Source organism: Halomonas sp. PAMB 3264 (genome assembly GCF_031954245.1).
GTDB lineage: Bacteria > Pseudomonadota > Gammaproteobacteria > Pseudomonadales > Halomonadaceae > Vreelandella.
On sequence record NZ_CP134866.1, the window covers coordinates 1564902 to 1585156 of the forward strand.

Sequence of the window (20255 nt, forward strand, 5' to 3'; positions counted from 1 at the left end):
GCGGTGGATAGCCTGAAAGACATGAGGTATTGATTGTTTTTTGAACGCCCAGACGCCGGTGAAACGGCGGTGCTTGTTCACGTTGACTTTTACGATGAACAGGCCAGAGAAGACCCGGGTGAGTTCCTCGAGCTTGTACGCTCTGCCGGAGCCGAACCCGCGACACTGCTGACGGCCAGCCGGCAGCGTCCTGACCCGCGCACGTTCATCGGGTCGGGCAAGCTCGACGAACTAAGAGCCTTGCTCGCCGCCCATGAGGCGGAGATTGTGATCTTCAATCACAGCCTGGGTCCCTCGCAAGAGCGTAACCTCGAGCACGAGCTCAAGTGCCGCGTGCTCGATCGCACGGGTTTGATTCTCGATATCTTCGCTCAACGAGCCCGTACCCACGAAGGTAAGCTGCAAGTCGAGCTTGCCCAGCTTGAATACATGTCCACGCGCCTGGTGCGCGGCTGGACCCACCTCGAGCGCCAGAAAGGCGGTATCGGTCTTCGCGGACCGGGTGAAACCCAGCTCGAAACCGACCGCCGCCTGCTGCGAGGTCGTATCAAGGCGATTCACAAGCGCCTTGACAAGGTGCGCAGCCAGCGCGAACAGAACCGCCGCGCGCGCTCTCGCGCCGAGATTCACAGCGTTTCGCTGGTCGGCTATACCAACGCCGGCAAGTCAACGCTTTTCAACGTGCTCACCGATGCTAAGGTGTACGCCGCCGATCAGCTTTTCGCCACGCTCGATCCCACCCTGCGCCGTTTGGAAATCGACGACGTCGGGCCGATCGTGATGGCCGATACCGTCGGCTTCATTCGTCATTTGCCGCACAAGCTGGTCGAGGCGTTTCAGGCAACGCTCCAGGAAGCCGCCGAAGCATCACTTTTGATTCACGTGATCGATGCGGCGGATCCGGATCGCGAGCTCAACGTCGAGCAGGTGGACCGCGTGCTCAAGGAGATCGGCGCCGACGACGTGCCGGTGCTCAAGGTGATGAACAAGATCGACCGCTTCGACAGCGCCCCGCGCATCGAGCGCGACGATAGCGGGCGCCCGGAAGTGGTTTGGCTCTCCGCGCAAAATGGCCAGGGTCTCGATCTTTTGCACGAAGCGCTCTCACAGCGCCTGGCCGACGACGTCATCGGATTTTCGCTGACGCTCTCACCGGAGCAGGGTAAGCTTCGAGCGGGCCTTCACGAGCTCAACGCCGTGCGCGAAGAAGCGTTTGATGAGAACGGCCGCTCGGTGTTGGATGTTCGCCTGCCCAGGCGCGATTTCAATCAGCTAATGGCTCAGCTTGGTGAGCGTGCCAATACCTACTTGCCCGAGTCGCTACAAGTGACCGATGAGTGGTAGCGTATCGATAGACGCCACGCAAACGGCACAAGGATTTTTTAAAGCAATAATATTATAAGCACGGCGGCCTCGCTCTCACGCGGGGCCGCGTGCAGGTGAACACCTTAGTGGAGACGAAGTATGGCCTGGAATGAGCCTGGTGGTGGCAACCAGCATGACCCCTGGAGTGGCGGTGGCCGACGCGGTGGCAAGGATGACCGTGGCCCGAACGGGGGAAGTAACGGCGGCAATAATGGGGGCAACAACGGCGGCAACAATAACGGCGGAAACAATCAGGGACCGCCGGATTTGGACGAGGCGCTGAAGAAGTTCCAGCAAAAGCTCAACGGCATGCTCGGCGGTAGCGGCAAGAAAAGCGGCAACGGCGGCGGCCAAAGCGGCGGCGGCAAGCCGCGCAACTCCTTCGCGCTGCCGGGGCTGTTGATCGTACTTGCACTGGCGATTTGGGCGGCCATGGGGTTTTATCTCGTGGATCAGTCCGAGCGCGGCGTCGTGCTTCGCTTTGGTGAGTACCAGGGCATCGTCGAGCCGGGCCTGCAGTGGAACCCGCCCTTGATCGACGACGTGCGTATGGTCAACGTGACCCGCGTGCGTTCGGTATCGCAAACCCAGTCGATGTTGACCCGCGACGAGAACATCGTCGAGGTCGAGATATCCGCTCAGTATCAGGTCTCCAACCCGCGTGATTTCGTGCTCAACGTGCGTAACCCGTCGCTTTCGATCGAAAACGCGCTGGATTCCTCGCTGCGTCACGTCGTGGGCGGTACCGACATGATCGATATCCTGACCTCGGGCCGTGAGATTCTCGGCAGCTCCGTGGCTAGCCGCCTGCAAACCTATCTGGACGCCTACGGTGCCGGTATTCGTCTGCAGACCATCAACATCGAATCGACCTCCGCACCGGCGCCGGTCATCGACGCCTTCGACGACGTCATTCGTGCCCGCGAGGATCGCCAGCGTACGATCAACGAAGGCATGGCCTATGCCAACGCCATTATCCCGGCGGCTCAGGGTCAGGCACAGCGTATCGTCGAGCAGGGCCAGGGCTACCGTGAATCCGTGGTCGCCGAAGCCCAGGGTCAGGCGAACCGCTTCACCGCACTGGTAGGCGAGTATCGGAATGCCCCCGAGATCATGCGTGAGCGTATGTATCTGGACACTCTCGAAGAGGTCTACGGCAACACGCCCAAGGTGCTTTTGGACGTCAGCGACAATGCGCCCTTGATGTACCTGCCGCTGGATCAGCTGCGTAGTGGCAGCGGCGGTGGCAACCGTGCCGCCAGCACCTCGAACCAGAACGATGAACAGATCGACCCGTCGGTGCTCGAAACCCTGCGCAACACTCAGGGCAGCAGCAACAGTTCGTCGTCTAACAATGGCACCATTCGCAGGGAGGGCCGCTAAATGATTAACAACCGATCCCTGCTGATCGTCGGTGGCCTGGCCGCCATCGCCTGGCTTGCCAGTAATACCCTCTACGTAGTGGACGAGACCGAACGTGCGGTGAAGCTGCGCTTTGGTGAGGTCGTCGAGGAGAACATTCAGCCTGGCCTGCACGCGAAAATGCCGATCGCCCAGACGATCCGCAAGTTCGATACCCGGCTTTTGACGCTGGACACCGATACCAGCCGCTACCTGACTCTCGAGCAGAAGGCGGTCATCGTCGACTCCTACGTCAAGTGGCAGGTGGTCAATCCGACCCGCTACTACGAGGCCACCGCCGGCGATGAGATGATGGCGATTCGCCTGATCCAGCCCCGCGTGGACGAGAGCCTGCGTAACGAGTTTGGCCGACTGAACCTTCAGGAAATCATCGCCGAGCGCCGTGATGACCTGATGATCGGTCCGACCGAAGAGCTCGACAACCTCATGCGTGAAGAGCTGGGCGTGGCGATACGCGACATTCGCATCAAGCGAATCGATCTGCCCGACGACGTTTCCGCGGCGGTTTTCCAGCGCATGCGCTCCGAGCGCGAGCGCGAGGCCCGCGAGTGGCGCGCTCAGGGCCAGGAAGAGGCGGAGCGTATTCGCGCCAACGCCGACCGCCGCCGTCAGGTACTGCTCGCTCAGGCCAACGAGCGCGCCGAAACCCTGCGCGGTGAAGGCGATGCGGAAGCCGCGGCGATCTTCTCCCAGGCGTACGGTCAGGACCAGGAGTTCTTCTCCTTCTGGCGCAGTCTGGACGCCTACCGCACGAGCTTCGCCGACGATGGCAACATGCTGGTGCTGGAGCCGGATAGCGACTTCTTCCGCTACCTGCGAAGCCCCGACCAGGACAATGGCGCAAGCCAAAACGCCGGTGCGGGCGACGAATAAGCGTTGGGGGTCGAGCCTCGCCGGCGGATAGTCGGCGGGGTTCACCTGACCGCCAAACGTGGTAGACTTAATTGAACCGGGCGTTCGCCCGGTTTTTTTGTGGCCCTCGTTTGGCGCGGGTGCGTTTTTGGCCAGGGTGCCAACGACGATTTCATCGAGTCCCGGGGCCTTCATCGTCTTGCAGGATTGTTCACATGACCATCGCTGACCGCTGGCTGCTGCCCGACGGCATGGATGAGGTGCTACCGCCTCAGGCAAGCCGTATGGAAGAGCTGCGCCGTACGCTGCTGGATCTCTATTACGTCTGGGGCTACGACCAGGTGATGCCGCCGCCCGTCGAGTTTCTGGACTCGCTGCTGACCGGCACCGGCACCGAGCTCGATCTGCAAACCTTCAAACTGACCGACCAGCTCACCGGGCGCATGATGGGCGCCTCCGCCGACGTGACCCCGCAGGTCGCGCGCATGGACGCCCATTCGCTCAAGCGTCAGGGCCCGGTACGCCTTTGCTACTGCACCAACGTGCTACGCGCCAAGGCCGACCAGCATCAGGGCGGGCGCAGCCCGGTTCAGGTCGGCGTCGAGCTCTTCGGCCACGCCGGGCTCGAGGCGGATAGCGAGATCATCCGGCTGGCACTGGCGAGTCTTTCCGCCGCCGGGGCGAGTGAGATCCACCTGGCACTGGGCCATATCGGCATCTTTCGCGCGCTGGTCGAGGCTGCTGCCCTCGACCGCGACCAGGAGAGCGCGATCTTCGACGCTCTGGCGCTCAAGTCCCCAGGCGAGCTTTCGCGTCAGGTGAGTGCTCACGTCAAGGACCCGGTGCTTTCCGACATGTTTTTGGCGCTGGGCGAGCTTCACGGCGACGCCACGATCCTGGCCGATGCCCGCGAGCGCTTTGCCGGTGCCCCGGCGTCGGTCGCCGCCGCGCTCGATCAGCTCGAAGCGCTCAACCGGACGGTGCTTGCCCACTTCGATGTGGCGCTCTATTTCGATCTGGCGGAACTCAGGGGCTACCAGTACCATACCGGCATGATGTTTGCCGCCTACGTGCCCGGCTACGGCCACGCTCTGGCCAAGGGCGGGCGCTACGATGACACCGGCCGCGCCTTCGGCCGGGCCCGCCCGGCGACCGGCTTTTCGATGGATTTAAAGCAGCTGGCCTCGCTTGCCTCGGCCGCGAAGGAGCCGGGGTTGATCTGGGCGCCGTCAACGGACGACGAGGCGCTACAAGCGGCGATCGAGTCGCTTCGCCAGCAGGGCGAGCGGGTGATTCAAGCGCTGCCCGGGCAGCGCAGTGAACCGGCGGAGCACGATTGTGATCGCCGCCTCGAGTTTATCGACGGTCGTTGGCAGACAACGGCCCTGACACAAGAGACGAGTGCATAATGGGTAAGAATGTCGTAGTCCTGGGCACCCAGTGGGGTGACGAAGGCAAGGGTAAGATCGTGGACCTGCTGACCGAGTCGGCAGCGGCGGTCGTGCGCTTTCAGGGCGGCCACAACGCCGGCCATACGCTGGTCATCGACGGTGAAAAAACCGTCCTGCACCTGATTCCCTCCGGCGTGCTGCGCCCGGGCAAGACCTGCATCATCGGTAACGGCGTGGTGCTATCGCCGGAAGCGCTGATCAAGGAGATCCGCGAGCTCGAGGACAAGGGCGTGCCGGTGCGCGAGCGCCTGCGCCTATCACCGGCCTGCCCCTTGATCCTGCCCTACCACGTGCGCCTGGATCAGGCCCGCGAAAAGGCTCGGGGCGTGGCCAAGATCGGCACCACCGGCCGCGGCATCGGCCCGGCGTATGAGGACAAGGTGGCGCGTCGCGGCCTGCGTCTGGGCGACATGCTCCACCGCGAGCGTTTCGCCTCGAAACTCGGCGAAGTGCTCGATTACCACAACTTCGTGCTGGTGAACTACCACGGTGAAGCGCCGGTCGATTTCCAGGAAGTGCTCGACAGCGCCATGCAGATGGCCGACGAGCTGCGCCCGATGGTCGGCGACACCGTGAGCCAGGTCCACGATCTGCGCAAGGCCGGCGAGAACATACTGTTCGAAGGCGCCCAGGGCTCGCTTCTGGACATCGACCACGGCACCTACCCGTACGTGACCAGCTCCAACACCACCGCCGGCGGCACCGCTACCGGCTCCGGCGTTGGCCCGCTGTATCTCGACTACGTGCTGGGCATCACCAAGGCTTACACCACCCGCGTTGGCTCCGGCCCGTTCCCGACCGAGCTTTTTGACGATCACGGCCGGCATCTTGCCGAGCGCGGCCACGAGTTCGGCGCCACCACCGGCCGGGCGCGCCGCTGCGGCTGGTTCGACGCCGTCGCGCTTCGCCACGCGGTGCAGATCAACTCCGTCTCCGGCATCTGCCTGACCAAGCTCGACGTGCTCGACGGGCTCGAGAACATCCGCGTCTGCGTGGGCTATCGCAGCAAGGATGGCGACGTGCTGGAAAATCCGGTCGATTCCGAAGGCTACGAAGCCGTCGAGCCGGTCTACTTCGATCTGCCGGGCTGGAAGGAGTCGACCCTCGGCGCCAAGAAGGTCGAGGATCTCCCGGCCAACGCGCGGGCTTATATCAGCTATTTGGAAGAGCAGGTGGGCACCAGCATCGACATCATCTCGACCGGCCCGGACCGTAACGAGACCATCGTGCTGCGTAATCCGTTCGATGAGCAGTAACGTCTAAAGCGACGCGCTGAGAAACGCGGGCCCGCCGGGCCCGCTCGAAAACGCCGCCGGTTTTCCGGCGGCGTTTTGCGTTAAGCCGATGAGTCCGACTCAAGGACTCAAAAATCGATGCCGCGGCGCGCTTTCAGGCCGTTATTGAAGGCGTGGCGGGTTTCCTGCATCTCGGTGACGGTGTCCGCCATGGCCACCAGCTCCCGGTGGGCGTTGCGCCCGGTGATGATCACGGTCTGCTCACGGGGGCGATTCTCGAGCGCCTTCTTGACCCGCCCGATCTCCAGATAGCCGAATTTGAGCATGTAGGTGATCTCGTCGAGCACGACGAGGTAGGTCTCGGGGTCGGCCAGCATTTTTTCGGCCTCTTCCCACACTTCAAGGCATGCCTGCGTGTCGGTGTCGCGGTTCTGGGTCTCCCAGGTGAAGCCGGTCGCCATGATGGCGACACGGAGGTTCGGGTCGTCCTCCAGCCGGTTGCGCTCGCCGCACTCCCAGAGCCCCTTGATGAACTGCACCACACCCACCTTGTAGCCGTAGCCCAGCGCCCGGGTCACCGTGCCCCAGGCGGCGGTGGTCTTGCCCTTGCCGTTACCGGTGTTGACCAGAATCAACCCCCGCTCCTCATCGGCGCTGGCCACTTTCTCATCCACGCGGGCCTTGAGTTTCTCCATCGACGCCTTGTGGCGGCTTTCGCGATCGCTCATGTTCGTTTCCTTCGATAGTCAGGCTCGCTCAGGGTAATGGATCGCGGCGGCGTTGGGTATGGCGGTCGCTGCGGCGGTAAGTGTATCGCGGCGAATGGATCACGACCGGCGTATCGCAACCGGCGTCTGGCTGCTCTAGAATGGCGGGCAACCTCTTGTTAAGGAACGCACCATGCCCTCATTTGATATCGTCTCCGAATTCGATCGCCACGAAGCGGCCAACGCGGTGGATCAGGCCAACCGCGAAGTGGGCTCGCGCTTCGACTTCAAGGGGGTCGACGCAAGCTTTGCCCTGGAAGGGGACAACGTGGCGCTGGAGGCCGAAGTGGATTTCCAGCTCAAGCAGATGCTCGACGTACTGCGCGCCCGCCTGATCGCTCGCGGCATCGATGCCCGCTGCATGGAAGAGAAAGACCCGGTGCTCTCCGGCGTCAAGGCGCGTCAGGAAGTGGCGCTCAAGCAGGGCCTGGACGCGGCGCAAACCAAGGATATCGTCAAGCGCATCAAGGCCAGCAAGCTCAAGGTGCAGGCGCAGATCCAGGGCGAAAAAGTGCGCGTCACCGGTAAAAAGCGCGACGACCTGCAGGCCGTCATGGCGCTGTTGCGTGGCGAAGAGGGCCCGGACCTGCCGCTTCAGTTCGACAACTTCCGCGACTAGGGCCCATGAGAGAGGGCTTGTAAGTCCCGACCCGTGCAATTGATTCGCGTCCGGGTCGACCGAGCCGCGCCAACACGAAAGCGCGTCTCGTCTATACTGGATGTTCCAAAAACAGCGATGTGACCCAGCAAGGAGCTATGCAACATGTCCGATCCGCAGCCGGTTTATCTAAGCGACTACCAGCCGCCCGATTACAGCGTGACCCACACCGAGCTGACGTTCGATCTTGACCCTGCTGCTACCCGTGTCAAAGCCCGTCTTTTTATCGAGCGAAGCGCCACCGCCGCTGACAGCGCGCCGCTGGTGCTCGACGGTGAACACCTCAAGCTGATTTCAATGTCGCTCGACGACCGCGTCCTTGCGCCTGACGACTACGCGCTGACTGACGAAACACTCACCATCGCTCAGGTGCCAGCGCAGTTTTGTCTACAAAGCGAGGTCGAGATCGACCCGCAAAGCAATACCGCACTCGAAGGGCTCTACCAGTCCAGCGGCATGTACTGCACCCAGTGTGAAGCCCAGGGCTTTCGCCGAATTACCTTTTACCCGGACCGCCCGGACGTCATGGCCACGTTCAAGGTCACCGTCATCGGCGATGAAACCCGCGAGCCGGTACTGCTTGCCAACGGCAACCCGGTCGAGAAGGGCACTTGTGAAGGCGGGCGCCACTTCGCGGTGTGGGAAGATCCGCACCCCAAGCCGAGCTATCTGTTCGCGCTGGTCGCCGGCGACCTGCACAAGGTGAGCGACAGCTTCACCACCCTGAGCGGCCGTGAAGTGGCCCTCGAGATCTGGGTGGAAGAGGAGAACCTGAACAAGACCGAGCACGCGATGGCCTCCCTGAAGCGCGCCATGGCCTGGGACGAGCAGGCCTACGGGCGCGAGTACGACCTGGATCTGTTCATGATCGTGGCGGTGAACGATTTCAACATGGGCGCGATGGAGAACAAGGGGCTCAATATCTTCAACTCGGCGGCGGTGCTGACCCACCCGGACACCGCCACCGACGCAACCTTTCAAACCGTCGAAAGCATCGTCGCCCACGAGTATTTTCACAACTGGTCCGGCAACCGGGTCACCTGCCGCGACTGGTTTCAGCTCTCGCTCAAGGAGGGTTTCACCGTCTTTCGCGACCAGTGCTTCTCCGCGGACACCAATTCCGCGCCGGTCAAGCGCATTCAGGACGTGTCGTTTTTCCGCACCGCCCAGTTCGCCGAAGACGCCGGCCCCACCGCCCACCCGGTGCGCCCGGACCACTATATCGAGATCACCAACTTCTACACCCTGACGATCTACGAGAAGGGCGCGGAAGTAGTGCGCATGCTGTGTAACCTGATCGGTGAAGAGACGTTTCGCCAGGGCGCGGACCTCTACTTCGAGCGCTTTGACGGCCAGGCCGCCACCATCGAGGATTTCGTCGGCTGCATGGCCGAGGTCTCCGGCCAGGATCTTTCGCAGTTCATGCGCTGGTACGGCCAGGCGGGCACGCCGGAAATCGATGCCTTCGGCGAGTACGACTACGTTCACGGCGAGTACCACCTCACGCTTCGCCAGCGCACGCCGGCAACGCCTGGCCAGACCGACAAACAGCCGCTGCACATTCCGGTGCTGATGGGCCTGGTCGGCACCAAGTCCGGCCAGGATCTGACGCTGACTCTGAACGGTGAGTCGCTTGGCAAGCAGGGCGTGGTGCACTTGACCGAAAACGAGCAGACGTTCGTCTTCGAACACGTGGCCGAGGCGCCGGTGCCGTCGCTTTTACGCAACTTCTCCGCGCCGGTGACGCTGCACTACCCCTACTCCCGCGAGGATCTGGCATTTTTGCTGACCCACGACAGCGACGGCTTCAACCGTTGGGACGCCGGCCAGCGCCTGTCGATGCTGGCGCTGGACGACTTGATCGCCGCGCATCGAAACGGTGTCGAGAAGGTCATGGATACGCGGGTGGTCGAGGCGTTTCGCGCGCTGTTGACCGAGGAGCAAAACGACAAGGCGGTGCTGGCCGAGATGCTCACACTGCCTACCGAAGCCTATATCGCCGAGCAGCAGCGCATCGTCGATGTCGACGCCATCCATAACGCCCGCGAATTCATGCGCCAGTCGCTGGCGCTGGCGCTTCGCGACGAGTTCATCGCCACGTATGAAGCGAACACCCAGGACGAGCCCTACGCGCCGACGCCGGAGCAGATCGCCACGCGCAGTCTGAAGAACGTCGCGCTTGCCTACCTGATGTCGATCGAGGACGAGAAGGGCGTCGCGCTCTGCCTGGCGCAGTTCGAGGCGGGGCTCAATATGACCGATGTGCGCCAGGCCCTGACGCTTTTGGTACACAGCGACCGCGACGATCTGGCGACACCGGCACTCAAGGCGTTCGGCGAGCAGTGGGCGCACGATTCGCTGGTGATGGATCAGTGGTTCACGGTGCAAGTGACGCGCCCGCAGTCCGATGTGCTCGAGCGCGTGCGTTATTTGATGGATCACCCGGCGTTTTCGATCAAAAATCCCAACAAGGTGCGCGCGCTGATCGGCGCGTTTACCCAGAACCGGATCAACTTCCACCGTCTCGACGGCCAGGGGTACCGGCTTTTGGCCGACGTAGTCATCGAGCTCAACCGCCTGAATCCGGAAATCGCCGCGCGTTTGATCACGCCGCTGACGCGCTGGCAGCGTTTTGATGAGCCACGCAAGGTGCTGATGCGCGACGAGCTCAAACGAATCAGCAGGGAGCCGCTCTCCTCCAACGTGTTCGAAGTGGTGGAGAAGGCACTGGCCTGAAAGGGCGAACCAACCATGGAAAGGAAACCGCCGGTGACAGACTCGCAAAAGCGTTACTTACTGATCGTGAACGGTAAATCCTCGGGTGATCCGATGCTTCGCGAGGCGGTCCTGGCCGAGCGGAAGGCGGGAAAAGAGATCACGGTGCGCGCGACCTGGGAAGGCGGTGACGCCGCCGAGTTCGCCGAAAAAGCCGTCGATGACGGTATGACTCACGTGATCGCCGCCGGCGGCGACGGTACGGTCAACGAGGTGGTCAACGGGCTGATGCGCGTGGCTCACGACCGTCGCCCGGCGCTGGGCATCGTGCCGATGGGCAGCGCCAACGACTTCGCCACCTCCGTGGGGCTGCCGTTGGAACCGGGGCCGGCGCTGTCGGCGGCGCTCTCTTTTGAGGGGGCACCGATCGACGTGGTGCGCATGACCGCCGGGCAGGGCAGCGAGGCGGACGTTAGCTACTATATCAACATGACCACCGGCGGCTTCGGCGCCGAAATCACCTCCACCACGCCCAAGATGCTCAAGCGCATGCTGGGAGGCGGGGCCTACTCGCTGATGGGGGCGCTCAAAGCCTGGCGCCACCAGAGCTATCGCGGCACGCTGCACTGGCAGGAGCACGAGCAGAGCGAGTCGCTTTTGCTGTTGGCCCTGGGTAACGGCCGCCAGTCCGGCGGTGGCCAGGTGTTGGCCCCGCGCGCCAGACTTGATGACGGCCGCCTCGACGTGCTGCTGGTCAAGGATTTTTCATCGGTATGGGAGCTGCCCACGCTGATCGGCGAGCTGCAGAATTTTCCCGCCGAGGGGCGCTACGTACGCTACTTTACCGCGACGAAGCTCACGGTGACGACCAGAGCCGACGATGCGCCCTGGCCCTTGACGCTGGACGGCGAGGCCCGCCACCACGAGCGCTTTAGCGTCGAGGTCGTGCCGCTGGCGCTCAGCGTTCTATTACCCGAGGGCTGCACGCTGCTGTCCGCCAATGATCATCCCTGATAACCCATATTGAGCCATCAATAGCGCCATTACACATGGCCACCAAAGGAGAGTCGCCCGATGGTAAATCGCTTGTGGATTCCGCTGCTGGCAAGTCTGGCGCTCGTGCTGAGCGCCTGCGGTGATAGCCAGGAAGAGCCGACCGTCGAGCCGGAATCGACGGACAGTGCCGTCTCCGATGATGAGGTCATCGACAACGAAGAGGCCCCCTTGGCCGCCGAGAACGCCGCCGACATGCCCGATGCCGGTGAAATGGAGGACGACGTCGAAGCGCGCCAGGCCGCTGAGGAGCTCGAACAGGCCGAGGCGCTCGACGCTGAAGGCGCCGAGTCGACGGTCGGCGAAGAGGTGCAGGCCGGTGAAGATACCCTGGCTGCCGACCCGGAAGAGGCGCTCGATGAAGAGAGCGCCATGCCAGGTGAAACCACCCGCTCCGATGTCGATGAAGTGATCGCCGAAACCGAGCGCCGCTTCGAGGAGGCGCAGCGCCAGCTCGAGCAGCAGTTCCAGGAGGTCGAGAACCAGACGCCGGAACTCGACCCCGCGGAGAGTGAAAGCTTCTCCAGCGACTGGGAAGTCGAAAGTAGCCTGCCCGAAAGCGAGCGCCAGAACGAGAACCTGGACGCGACGGATGTCGATGCCCTGATCGAGGATACCGAGCGGCGCTTCGAAGAGGCGCAGCAGCGTCTGAACGAGCAGTTCCAGGAGATGGAGCGCGAGCGTAGCACCGGCGCAACGAACGCCGCGGCGCTGGGCACAAGCGCCCACCAGCCCGGCAGCGGAAGCTCGATGCTCAGTACCGCCGCGATCGCCGGCGCCGCGGCGGTAGCCACCGCGCTCATCGCCAACCGTGGCGGCAACGATAACGATGACGAAGACCGATCCGCCGCGCAACAAAGCGCTGCTCAGAGCGACGTTTCCGAGCAGAGTGTTGATCCGTCATCCAGCGCCTCGATGAGCGATAGCGCAGGGAGCACCAACGCCGACGCAGCGCCTTCGAGCGAGACGGCAAGCGGTGCCGCTCAGCCCGGGCCAGCCGCTACTCCCCAGGAAGCGACGGCGGCCCCGGGCGGCGATACCAGCGCCGGCGATGAGCAGGGTGCTTCCGCTTCGCCCGGCGACGTCACGGCGCAAGCGCCTGCCAATGACGACGGTACCGAGGCGTCGCAAAACGCAACCGCGGCCGAGACTGAAGAAGCCGCCGCCGCGCCGGGTGGCGAAAGCGTAGAGGAGGCTGACGCAGCGAGCGACGACGCTTCGATCGATCAGCGCGCCAATGACGAGAGCGACAATGGCTCGAGTGCTGCTACAGAGGAGCCCGGCGCGCTGGAATCAAACGGAACCGGCGAAGTAGAAGGTGACGAAGTAAACGACGCCGACGCTGAAAATGACGAGGCGCCGCTCGACGAGCAGGAGCGCGATCTCGATGAGCTGAACGCCGCGCAGTGACCCGGCGGCACTTTAGTCGATGTTCAGGCAATAAAAAGGCCCGCCAGGCGGGCCTTTATCTTCGCGCGCCGATCAGGAAACGCGAATGTTGGAAGCCTGAAGGCCTTTCTTACCTTGCGTGACTTCAAAAGTGACTTTTTGACCGTCCTGCAGGGTCTTGAAGCCTTCAGCCTGAATTTCTGAGAAGTGCGCAAAAAGGTCGTCGCCGCCGTCATCCGGAGAGATGAAGCCATAACCTTTCGTGTCGTTGAACCACTTGACGGTACCAGTTGCCATCTTTCGTTTCCTTAACGAGCTTTTAATAATAGATAGGCGCTTTTAGCGCCTACAAAAACACTTTAGAAGTAAAAAAAGGGGGCGTCCAGTGACGACGTCAGGATTCTTTTAACGCAAAGAGCGCCGCTTTATGAGCCCTATTACGCTGGTAGATGCCCAGTTCATTCCCTTTCTGATCGCGATCACGCTGCTCTCGATCACCCCCGGCGTGGACACGCTGCTGGTGATTCGCAATACCGCTCGCGGCGGCGTGCGCGACGGCGTCGTCACCAGCCTTGCGATCTGCTGCGGACTGTTCGTGCACGCCACGATTTCCGCGCTGGGTATCTCGCTCATTCTGTTGCAGTCCGCGATGGCGTTCAATCTGCTCAAGCTCGCCGGGGCTGGATATCTGGTGTGGCTGGGCATCACCAGCCTGCTGGCCGCCAGGCGCGGCGTGGCGTTGCCCGTCGGCGCGCTCGACCAGCCGCACTCGCCGCTGCACTCGCCGGTGCCGCTGTGGAGGCCGATTCGCGAAGGGCTCTTGTCCAACGTGCTCAACCCCAAAACGGTGGTGTTCTACATGGCGTTTTTACCGCAGTTCATCGCCCCCACCGAGCCCGTGCTTTTGAAGTCGCTGTGGCTCGCCGGCGTGCATTTCGTGATTGCCAATGTCTGGCAAATTGGCGTGGTGCTGCTGGTGGGAAGTGCCGGGCGATGGCTGGCCAGCGCTCGCTTTGCGCGAGTGCTCAACGCCACGACTGGCGCGGTGCTGGTGCTCTTCGGCCTGCGCCTGGCGCTCGAGCAGCGCCCGGTCTAGCCGGGCGCTGAGGGTGTGGCTAGCGAAGCGTGAGCAGGGCGCGGTCGTAGCGACTCTGCTGCTCGTTATCGCTCAAGAGCGTCACGCCTTGGCTGTCGCCGCCCCGGGCCAGGCTTTCGAAGATCACCCGATAGCTCAGCACCGCCTGGACGTAGTCGCGGGTTTCGCGAAACGGAATGCTCTCAACGAACAGGTCGAACGACTCCATGCCGCTGCCCAGCCACTGGTCGACCCGGCCGGGGCCGGCGTTGTAGGCCGCCGTCGCCGCCAGGCGGTTGCCGCGATAGCGGTCGAGCTTTTCACGAATATAGGTGCTGCCCAGTCGAATGTTGAGCTCCGGGTCGAGCACCCCGTAAGGCCCCGGGTCGGCCAGGCCCAGCTGGCGGGCCACCTGGGCGGCGGTGCCCGGCATCAGCTGCATCAAGCCGCGGGCACCGGCGGGCGAGAGCGCCACCGGATTGTAGGCGCTTTCGCGACGGGTAATCGCCATTAAAAGGTAAGGGTCGACCCCGGTCTGATTGCCCCAGCGCAGGAAGCTTTCACGGTAGGCCGGCGGGAAGCGCCACTCCAGCGCATCCCACATCTCGCCGGCGATGGTGGTTTGCACCAGCCGCGCGTACCACTGACGCTGGGCGGCGTAGTCTGCCAGCGCCCGGGCCTCCAGCGGGGGCAAGGTGCGCGCGGCGTAAAGCCACTCGCTGTTGGCCAGGCCGTCTTCACCGATACGCAGCAGTGCCTCGGTGCGCTGCACCACCGGAAGGTTTGCGGTGCGCTCGCGCGACACCTCGTCGAAGTAGCTGACCTCGTTGTTCAACCGGTAGGGAATGCCGAGCTTCTCCGCGGCGGCGAAGCCGTAAAAACTGCGGTCCAGCGCTGCCTCGCGATAGCGCGCCTCGGCGGCGTCCCGGTTACCCAACTGCTCGTTGGCCCGAGCCAGCCAGTACTGCCAGCGGCTGCTCTCCTGCTGGGTCGGCGGCATCTGGGCGATCCAGCGCATGACGTCCTGCCACTGGCGATCTTCGAGCGCGCGGCGCACGCGGAGCTCGAGCACTCGCTCGCTGCCAAGCGAAGGCAGCACGCTATCCACCCAGCCAAGCGCGCCGGGTACGCTTCGAACCAGCGCATAAAAGGCGAGTTCTTCCTCGATGACGCGCTGCGCGTCGCTATCGAGCGCCAGCCGGGGCGACAGGCTCTGCCAGGCGCTCAGCGCGGCGGGGGTGTTTTCCTGGGTGTAGCGCTGCATGCCGGCCTGATAGAACGCCGCGCTTGCCGCGCACTGTGGGCCCAAACACGCCGGCGCCTGGGCAATCATCGAGGCGCTGCGGTGGGTGGCCTCCACGGTGTCGATGGCGCTTTGCCACTGCCCGCCGAGCAGGCCGGAAAGGTAGTTCGAAAGTCCGGTGTCACCGGCCTGCCAAGCCAGCATCTTGCGTTCCCACACCGCGCGGTCATCGATCGTACCGTCGGCGCGCAGGCGGTTGAAGAGCGTGTCGCAGGCGTTGGGCTGGGAGCTGCCGGTGCGCCAGAGATCGAGCCCTGCGGCGCGCGCCTCCAAAGGCGCCCGGTCCAGCAGTGCCGTGTAGTAGTAGCATTGGCGGGCGGTGCCGTCCGGCACGCCGTCGGCGATAGCCAACAGGTCGTTGTAACGCCCGGCGTAGCCGTAATTGGCGATTGCCTGGCCGCGCATCCACTCGGAAAGTGGCGAATCGCTGTAGCGCTGGAGAAAGTCCTGAACCTCGCCGGAAGAGACGTTGGGAAGACGCCCGCGCAGGCGATGATACTCGACGTAGCCTTCGAGCACGTGGCCGGCGATGGCGCGCTCGTCGACGCGCTGCCACTGCTGGTCGCGGGCAGCGTTGAGTGCCGCGCTCATTTGGGCGTCCGTTGCCGCCAGGCTCGGCGTGGCAACTCCCTGGGCGGCTAAACCGACGAGCGCGGCGACGCCCAGCGCTTTAAGGCGAAAACGTAATCGCAAAACCGGCATGGCTTCCTCTCTTTAAACGGGTGGCGCTGACTGCTGGGGTATTGAGCGTCTATAGTGGACCATAACGGCGCCGCTTGCCCCTACAATTGGGGGACTTGACGCGTTGACCTGCATTTTTCACAAGGACGAATACTCATGGCACGATGGATGAAAGGGTGGTGGCTTGGGCGCTTGAAAGGCCGTGTTGGGGCGTTCAAGCGTATCGCGCGGGCGTTGAAACTGTTTTTCCCCATGACGCGCGATGTCGTGAGCGGCCGCTACCGTCCGGTGCCCTGGTCGGCGTTTGGCATGATGGCGCTGGCGCTTGGCTATCTGATCATGCCCTTCGATTTGATTCCGGACTTTCTCTTTCTCATCGGCGTCGTCGATGACGCGCTGATCATTGGCTGGCTTCTGGATCGCATCGACCGGCGTTTGATTGGCTATCGGGCGTGGAAGTACGGCGACCCGGAACCGCTGGACACCTGATCCTTGAACCTGAGCCTTGAACCCCGGGCCCTTGCTCGGTATCACCGTGTTCTTGAAATCATTCGGCCTGGCCCCATATTGACGTTCACACGAACGTTTCGCGCTAAAAAAGCGCATTGGTAACGCAGCAATAGGCAATTGAGGGCTACGCATGAGCACGGCAACCCACGAAGAAACGCTTGGTTTTCAAACGGAAGTCAAACAGCTTCTGAACCTGATGATCAACTCCCTGTACTCCAACCGGGAGATCTTTCTCCGCGAGCTGATCTCCAACGCTGCGGATGCCTGCGACAAGCTTCGCTACGCCGCGCTCGATAGCGACGCGCTGTACGAAGGCGACAGCGACCTGCGTATCGAAATCGAGCACGATGCCGCCGCCAACACCGTGACGCTGCGCGACAACGGCATCGGTATGAACCGCGACGACGTGATTTCCAATTTGGGCACCATCGCGCGCTCCGGTACCGCCGAGTTCATGCAACAGCTCACCGGCGAGCAGCAAAAGGACGCCAAGCTGATCGGCCAGTTCGGTGTCGGTTTCTACTCCGGTTTCATCGTCGCCGATGAAGTGGTCGTGCGCACTCGCAAGGCGGGCAGCGAGAAAGGTGAAGGCGTGGAATGGCGCTCGAAGGGCGAGGGCGAGTTCAGCGTCGCCGACCTCGAGCTCGATTTTCACGGCACCGAAATTACCCTGCACCTCAAGGACGATGCCAAGGAGTACGCCGACGACTACCGCTTGAAAGGGCTGGTGCGCAAGTACTCGGATCATATCGAAGTGCCGGTGCGTATGCCGAAGGTCGAAACTGCAAAGGACGATGACGGCAACGAGATCGAAGGTAGCGAAGTCACGACCTGGGAGACCATCAACGAAGCCACCGCGCTTTGGGTGCGTCCGAAATCCGAGGTGAGCGAGGACGAGTACAAGGCGTTCTACAAGCACGTCGCCCATGATTTCAGCGACCCCTTGACCTGGAGCCACAACAAGGTCGAAGGCAAGCTCGAGTACACCAGTCTTCTGTATGTGCCCGGCCGCGCGCCGTTCGACATGTTCGAGCGCGACGGTGCCCGCGGCGTGAAGCTTTACGTACAGCGCGTGTTCATCATGGACGACGCCGAGCAGTTTTTGCCGCTCTACCTGCGCTTCATCAAGGGGGTGCTGGATACTCGCGATTTGTCGCTCAACGTGTCGCGTGAAATTCTTCAGCAGGACCCGAAGGTCGAAAAGATCAAGGGCGCACTCACCAAGCGCGCGCTGGACATGCTCAAGAAGCTCTCGAAAGACAGCGAGCAGTACCAGACGTTCTGGAACACCTTTGGCAGCGTGCTGAAGGAAGGCCCGGGCGAAGATCCCTCCAACCGCGAAAACATTGCCGGTCTTCTGCGCTTCGCTTCGACGCATACCGATACCGCCGCTCAGGATCAGTCGCTGGCCGGCTACATCGAGCGCATGAAGGAAGGTCAGCAGAAAATCTACTACGTGGTCGCGGACAGCTTCAACGCAGCGAAGAACAGCCCGCACCTCGAAATCTTCCGCAAGAAAGGCATCGAAGTCCTGCTGCTGTCGGATCGCATCGACGAGTGGCTGATGAGCCATCTGACCGAGTTCGACGGCAAGTCGTTTGCGGACGTGGCCAAGGGCGAGCTCGACCTTGGCGATGTGGAAGACGAAGAGGAGAAGAAGGCCCAGGAAGAGACCGCCAAATCGAAGGAGGCGCTGGTCAAGCGAGTGAAAGAGGCGCTGGCCGAGGGCGTTCAGGAAGTGAAGATCACCCATCGCCTGACCGACTCCCCGGCCTGCGTGGTGCTGCCCGAGCACGAAATGGGCTACCAGATGCGCCGCATCATGGAGGCCGCCGGCCAGCCGATGCCCGAGGTGAAGCCGATTCTCGAGCTCAACCCGGATCACGCTCTGGTGGCGCGCCTGGAAGGCGCCGAGGGCGAGCAGTTCACCCAGCTGGCCCACATCCTGCTCGACCAGGCCATCATCGCCGAAGGTGGCCATCTCGACGACCCGGCCGCCTACGTCAAGCGGTTGAATAGCGTTCTTACCGCCTGATCAGCGTTTAAGCAATGCGGCCCGCCTTTTGGCGGGCCGTTTTTTTAGCGCTAGAAAACAGGCCGTTATCCAGCGTCCTGGTCAAAGCGATAAGTGATAAAGTAGCTGCATCGCCCGAAAGAGTAGGATGACGTCATGGCTTTGGAGCAGATCAAGGTTGCGGTGCTCGGCGGCGGAAGCTTCGGCACTGCGCTTGCCAGTATCGCCGCCGATAACGGCGCCCAGGTGTGCCAGTGGATGCGCGACGAGGCGCTGGTCGAGCAGATCAACACCGAGCACCGAAACGGGCGCTACCTGCCCGACTACGCAATCAACGAGGCGGTCACCGCCTCGACCAACATCCGCGAAACCGTCGAGGGCGCGGCGCTGGTGCTCGTCGCCATTCCCTCCAGCGCCTTTCGAGACGTCGTGCGTCAGGCCAAACGGTGGCTTACAAAAGAGCAAATTCTCGTCAGCACCACCAAGGGCATCGAGCAGGACAGCTTTTTGCTGATGAGTCAGGTGCTGGAAGAGGAGACGGGTTTTCCCCATATCGGGGTGATCGCCGGCCCCAACCTTGCCTCGGAAATCGCCGACAAGCAGCTGACCGCCACCGTGGTGGCAAGCCAGGACCCGCTGACTCGCACCCGTGTGCAGCAGGCGCTGGGCTGTGGCTACTTTCGCGTTTACGCCAGCAACGACCGCCACGGCGTGGAGCTTGGCGGGGCGCTCAAGAATATTTACGCCATCTCTGCTGGCATGGCCGCCGCGCTTGGCATGGGCGAGAACACCCGCAGCATGCTGATGACCCGGGCGCTGGCGGAAATGGGCCGCTTCGCCGTCGCCCAGGGGGCGAACCCGATGACCTTTCTGGGCCTGGCCGGGGTGGGCGATCTGATCGTGACCTGCTCGTCGAAGCTTTCGCGCAACTATCGCGTGGGCTTTGCCATGGGCGAAGGGCGTACGCTCCAGGAGGCCATCGACGCGCTGGGCCAGGTGGCGGAAGGCGTCAATACGGTCAGGCTCGTGCGCGACAAGGCGCGGGAGATGAACGTCTACATGCCGCTTGCCGAAGGGCTCAACCGGGTGCTGTTCGAAGGCGTGGCGCCCAAGGAGATGGCCGGCATGCTGATGATGAACGAGCACAGCAGCGACGTGGAGTTCGTGCTGCCCCGAGAGGCCGTCCATCGGGCGCACAGCGAAACGGGAGGCGCCCATGGCAAGTGATGCTCGCCTTTTGATCATGCGCCACGGCGAAGCAGGGCCGGGGCAGGTCGACCATGCGCGCACGCTGACCGCCCAGGGCGAGTACGAGGCGGCGCGCATGGCCGGCTGGCTTGCGGCTCAGAACGATCTGGGGGCGGTAAGGCTCTGCGCGAGCCCCTATCGGCGCGCTCAGCAAACCGCCGCCGCGGTGAGCGATGCGCTCGGCGTGCCGGTCGAAACGCTATCGAACATCACGCCAGACGATGCGCCGCGGGCGGTGAGCGACTGGCTCCTGGCGCAGCCGGAAGGCGAAACGATCATGCTCGTAAGCCACATGCCGCTGGTCGGCGCGCTGTGTGGCTATCTGGTCGAGGGGCGCGAAACCCGTGGCCCCGCCTTTGCCACCGGCGCCCTCGCCGAGCTCACGGCGCCGGTATGGGCGGCCGGGGTGGCCCGGCTCGTGCGCTTTATTGAGCCCGGCCAGCTTTAGCAGGGCCGAGCGTCAGATACCCAAACGGCGGCCCGAAGGCCGCCGTTTTGGCGTTAAGCAACTGCCCTG

General features: G+C 63.1%; 17 protein-coding genes. 14 read left to right on the plus strand and 3 right to left on the minus strand.

Annotated features, from left to right (window positions below):
• Positions 1-33: 33 nt before the first annotated feature.
• From hflX to RN347_RS06935, 5 genes are all read left to right on the plus strand, one after another.
• Entirely contained in the window at positions 34-1344 is a 1311-nt protein-coding gene (gene hflX / locus RN347_RS06915; protein WP_311960663.1) for a ribosome rescue GTPase HflX, read from the plus strand.
• Positions 1345-1464: 120 nt separating this feature from the next.
• Positions 1465-2748, plus strand: coding sequence for an FtsH protease activity modulator HflK (hflK, locus tag RN347_RS06920; RefSeq protein WP_263584345.1), 1284 nt, complete (start codon positions 1465-1467; stop codon positions 2746-2748).
• Positions 2749-3660, plus strand: a complete 912-nt coding sequence (gene hflC / locus RN347_RS06925; protein ID WP_263584344.1) for a protease modulator HflC — start codon at positions 2749-2751, stop codon at positions 3658-3660.
• A 194-nt stretch (positions 3661-3854) separates the two neighbouring features.
• Positions 3855-5048: an ATP phosphoribosyltransferase regulatory subunit gene (locus RN347_RS06930; protein ID WP_311960664.1), complete on the plus strand. Its 1194-nt coding sequence runs from the start codon at positions 3855-3857 to the stop codon at positions 5046-5048.
• The gene (locus RN347_RS06935) at positions 5048-6346 is read left to right on the plus strand and encodes an adenylosuccinate synthase (RefSeq protein WP_263584342.1); all 1299 of its coding nucleotides are present in this window, start codon (positions 5048-5050) and stop codon (positions 6344-6346) included. The genes RN347_RS06930 and RN347_RS06935 overlap by 1 nt, the downstream gene beginning before the upstream one ends.
• A 107-nt stretch (positions 6347-6453) precedes the next feature.
• Here RN347_RS06935 and cobO read toward each other — a convergent pair whose 3' ends face one another.
• On the minus strand, positions 6454-7053 hold the full coding sequence (gene cobO, locus RN347_RS06940; protein WP_263584341.1) for a cob(I)yrinic acid a,c-diamide adenosyltransferase: 600 nt from the start codon (positions 7051-7053) through the stop codon (positions 6454-6456).
• Between the two features lie 172 nt (positions 7054-7225).
• Between cobO and RN347_RS06945 the strand changes: the two genes are divergently transcribed.
• The 4 genes from RN347_RS06945 (at position 7226) to RN347_RS06960 (ending at position 12928) form a co-directional block, all read left to right on the plus strand.
• Positions 7226-7711, plus strand: coding sequence for a YajQ family cyclic di-GMP-binding protein (locus RN347_RS06945; protein WP_263584340.1), 486 nt, complete (start codon positions 7226-7228; stop codon positions 7709-7711).
• Between the two features lie 144 nt (positions 7712-7855).
• On the plus strand, positions 7856-10486 hold the full coding sequence (pepN, locus tag RN347_RS06950) for an aminopeptidase N (RefSeq protein WP_311960665.1): 2631 nt from the start codon (positions 7856-7858) through the stop codon (positions 10484-10486).
• A 33-nt stretch (positions 10487-10519) separates the two neighbouring features.
• Positions 10520-11479, plus strand: coding sequence for a lipid kinase YegS (yegS, locus tag RN347_RS06955; protein WP_311960829.1), 960 nt, complete (start codon positions 10520-10522; stop codon positions 11477-11479).
• A gap of 60 nt (positions 11480-11539) precedes the next feature.
• Positions 11540-12928: a hypothetical protein gene (locus tag RN347_RS06960; protein ID WP_311960666.1), complete on the plus strand. Its 1389-nt coding sequence runs from the start codon at positions 11540-11542 to the stop codon at positions 12926-12928.
• Positions 12929-13000: 72 nt separating this feature from the next.
• On the opposite strand, the gene RN347_RS06965 is transcribed toward RN347_RS06960, so the two are convergent.
• Positions 13001-13204 (minus strand): cold-shock protein, encoded by a 204-nt coding sequence (locus RN347_RS06965; RefSeq protein WP_252107491.1) that lies wholly within the window; start codon positions 13202-13204, stop codon positions 13001-13003.
• Positions 13205-13334: 130 nt separating this feature from the next.
• Between RN347_RS06965 and RN347_RS06970 the strand changes: the two genes are divergently transcribed.
• Entirely contained in the window at positions 13335-14003 is a 669-nt protein-coding gene (locus tag RN347_RS06970; protein ID WP_263584337.1) for a LysE family translocator, read from the plus strand.
• 19 nt (positions 14004-14022) lie between these two features.
• On the opposite strand, the gene RN347_RS06975 is transcribed toward RN347_RS06970, so the two are convergent.
• Complete coding sequence (locus tag RN347_RS06975; protein ID WP_311960667.1) at positions 14023-15987, minus strand: transglycosylase SLT domain-containing protein; 1965 nt, start codon at positions 15985-15987, stop codon at positions 14023-14025.
• Positions 15988-16122: 135 nt separating this feature from the next.
• On the opposite strand from RN347_RS06975, the gene RN347_RS06980 reads away from it, so the two are divergent.
• The 4 genes from RN347_RS06980 (at position 16123) to sixA (ending at position 20186) form a co-directional block, all read left to right on the plus strand.
• A complete protein-coding gene (locus tag RN347_RS06980) occupies positions 16123-16455 on the plus strand; it encodes a YkvA family protein (protein ID WP_263584335.1) in 333 nt (110 codons plus the stop codon).
• Positions 16456-16606: 151 nt separating this feature from the next.
• Positions 16607-18511: a molecular chaperone HtpG gene (gene htpG / locus RN347_RS06985; protein WP_311960668.1), complete on the plus strand. Its 1905-nt coding sequence runs from the start codon at positions 16607-16609 to the stop codon at positions 18509-18511.
• A gap of 135 nt (positions 18512-18646) precedes the next feature.
• Positions 18647-19717: an NAD(P)H-dependent glycerol-3-phosphate dehydrogenase gene (locus RN347_RS06990; RefSeq protein ID WP_311960669.1), complete on the plus strand. Its 1071-nt coding sequence runs from the start codon at positions 18647-18649 to the stop codon at positions 19715-19717.
• Positions 19707-20186, plus strand: a complete 480-nt coding sequence (gene sixA, locus RN347_RS06995) for a phosphohistidine phosphatase SixA (protein ID WP_311960670.1) — start codon at positions 19707-19709, stop codon at positions 20184-20186. The genes RN347_RS06990 and sixA overlap by 11 nt, the downstream gene beginning before the upstream one ends.
• Positions 20187-20255: the final 69 nt, after the last annotated feature.

What these genes read in the sequence shown, in the direction of transcription:
- RN347_RS06965 (WP_252107491.1), bottom strand. Translation starts at nt 13,204, where the DNA reads ATGGCAACTGGTACCGTCAAGTGGTTCAACGACACGAAAGGTTATGGC.
- RN347_RS06935 (WP_263584342.1), top strand. Translation starts at nt 5,048, where the DNA reads ATGGGTAAGAATGTCGTAGTCCTGGGCACCCAGTGGGGTGACGAAGGC.
- RN347_RS06990 (WP_311960669.1), top strand. Translation starts at nt 18,647, where the DNA reads ATGGCTTTGGAGCAGATCAAGGTTGCGGTGCTCGGCGGCGGAAGCTTC.
- hflK (WP_263584345.1), top strand. Translation starts at nt 1,465, where the DNA reads ATGGCCTGGAATGAGCCTGGTGGTGGCAACCAGCATGACCCCTGGAGT.
- RN347_RS06930 (WP_311960664.1), top strand. Translation starts at nt 3,855, where the DNA reads ATGACCATCGCTGACCGCTGGCTGCTGCCCGACGGCATGGATGAGGTG.
- RN347_RS06980 (WP_263584335.1), top strand. Translation starts at nt 16,123, where the DNA reads ATGGCACGATGGATGAAAGGGTGGTGGCTTGGGCGCTTGAAAGGCCGT.
- RN347_RS06960 (WP_311960666.1), top strand. Translation starts at nt 11,540, where the DNA reads ATGGTAAATCGCTTGTGGATTCCGCTGCTGGCAAGTCTGGCGCTCGTG.
- sixA (WP_311960670.1), top strand. Translation starts at nt 19,707, where the DNA reads ATGGCAAGTGATGCTCGCCTTTTGATCATGCGCCACGGCGAAGCAGGG.
- RN347_RS06975 (WP_311960667.1), bottom strand. Translation starts at nt 15,987, where the DNA reads ATGCCGGTTTTGCGATTACGTTTTCGCCTTAAAGCGCTGGGCGTCGCC.
- RN347_RS06970 (WP_263584337.1), top strand. Translation starts at nt 13,335, where the DNA reads ATGAGCCCTATTACGCTGGTAGATGCCCAGTTCATTCCCTTTCTGATC.
- hflC (WP_263584344.1), top strand. Translation starts at nt 2,749, where the DNA reads ATGATTAACAACCGATCCCTGCTGATCGTCGGTGGCCTGGCCGCCATC.
- RN347_RS06945 (WP_263584340.1), top strand. Translation starts at nt 7,226, where the DNA reads ATGCCCTCATTTGATATCGTCTCCGAATTCGATCGCCACGAAGCGGCC.
- pepN (WP_311960665.1), top strand. Translation starts at nt 7,856, where the DNA reads ATGTCCGATCCGCAGCCGGTTTATCTAAGCGACTACCAGCCGCCCGAT.
- cobO (WP_263584341.1), bottom strand. Translation starts at nt 7,053, where the DNA reads ATGAGCGATCGCGAAAGCCGCCACAAGGCGTCGATGGAGAAACTCAAG.
- htpG (WP_311960668.1), top strand. Translation starts at nt 16,607, where the DNA reads ATGAGCACGGCAACCCACGAAGAAACGCTTGGTTTTCAAACGGAAGTC.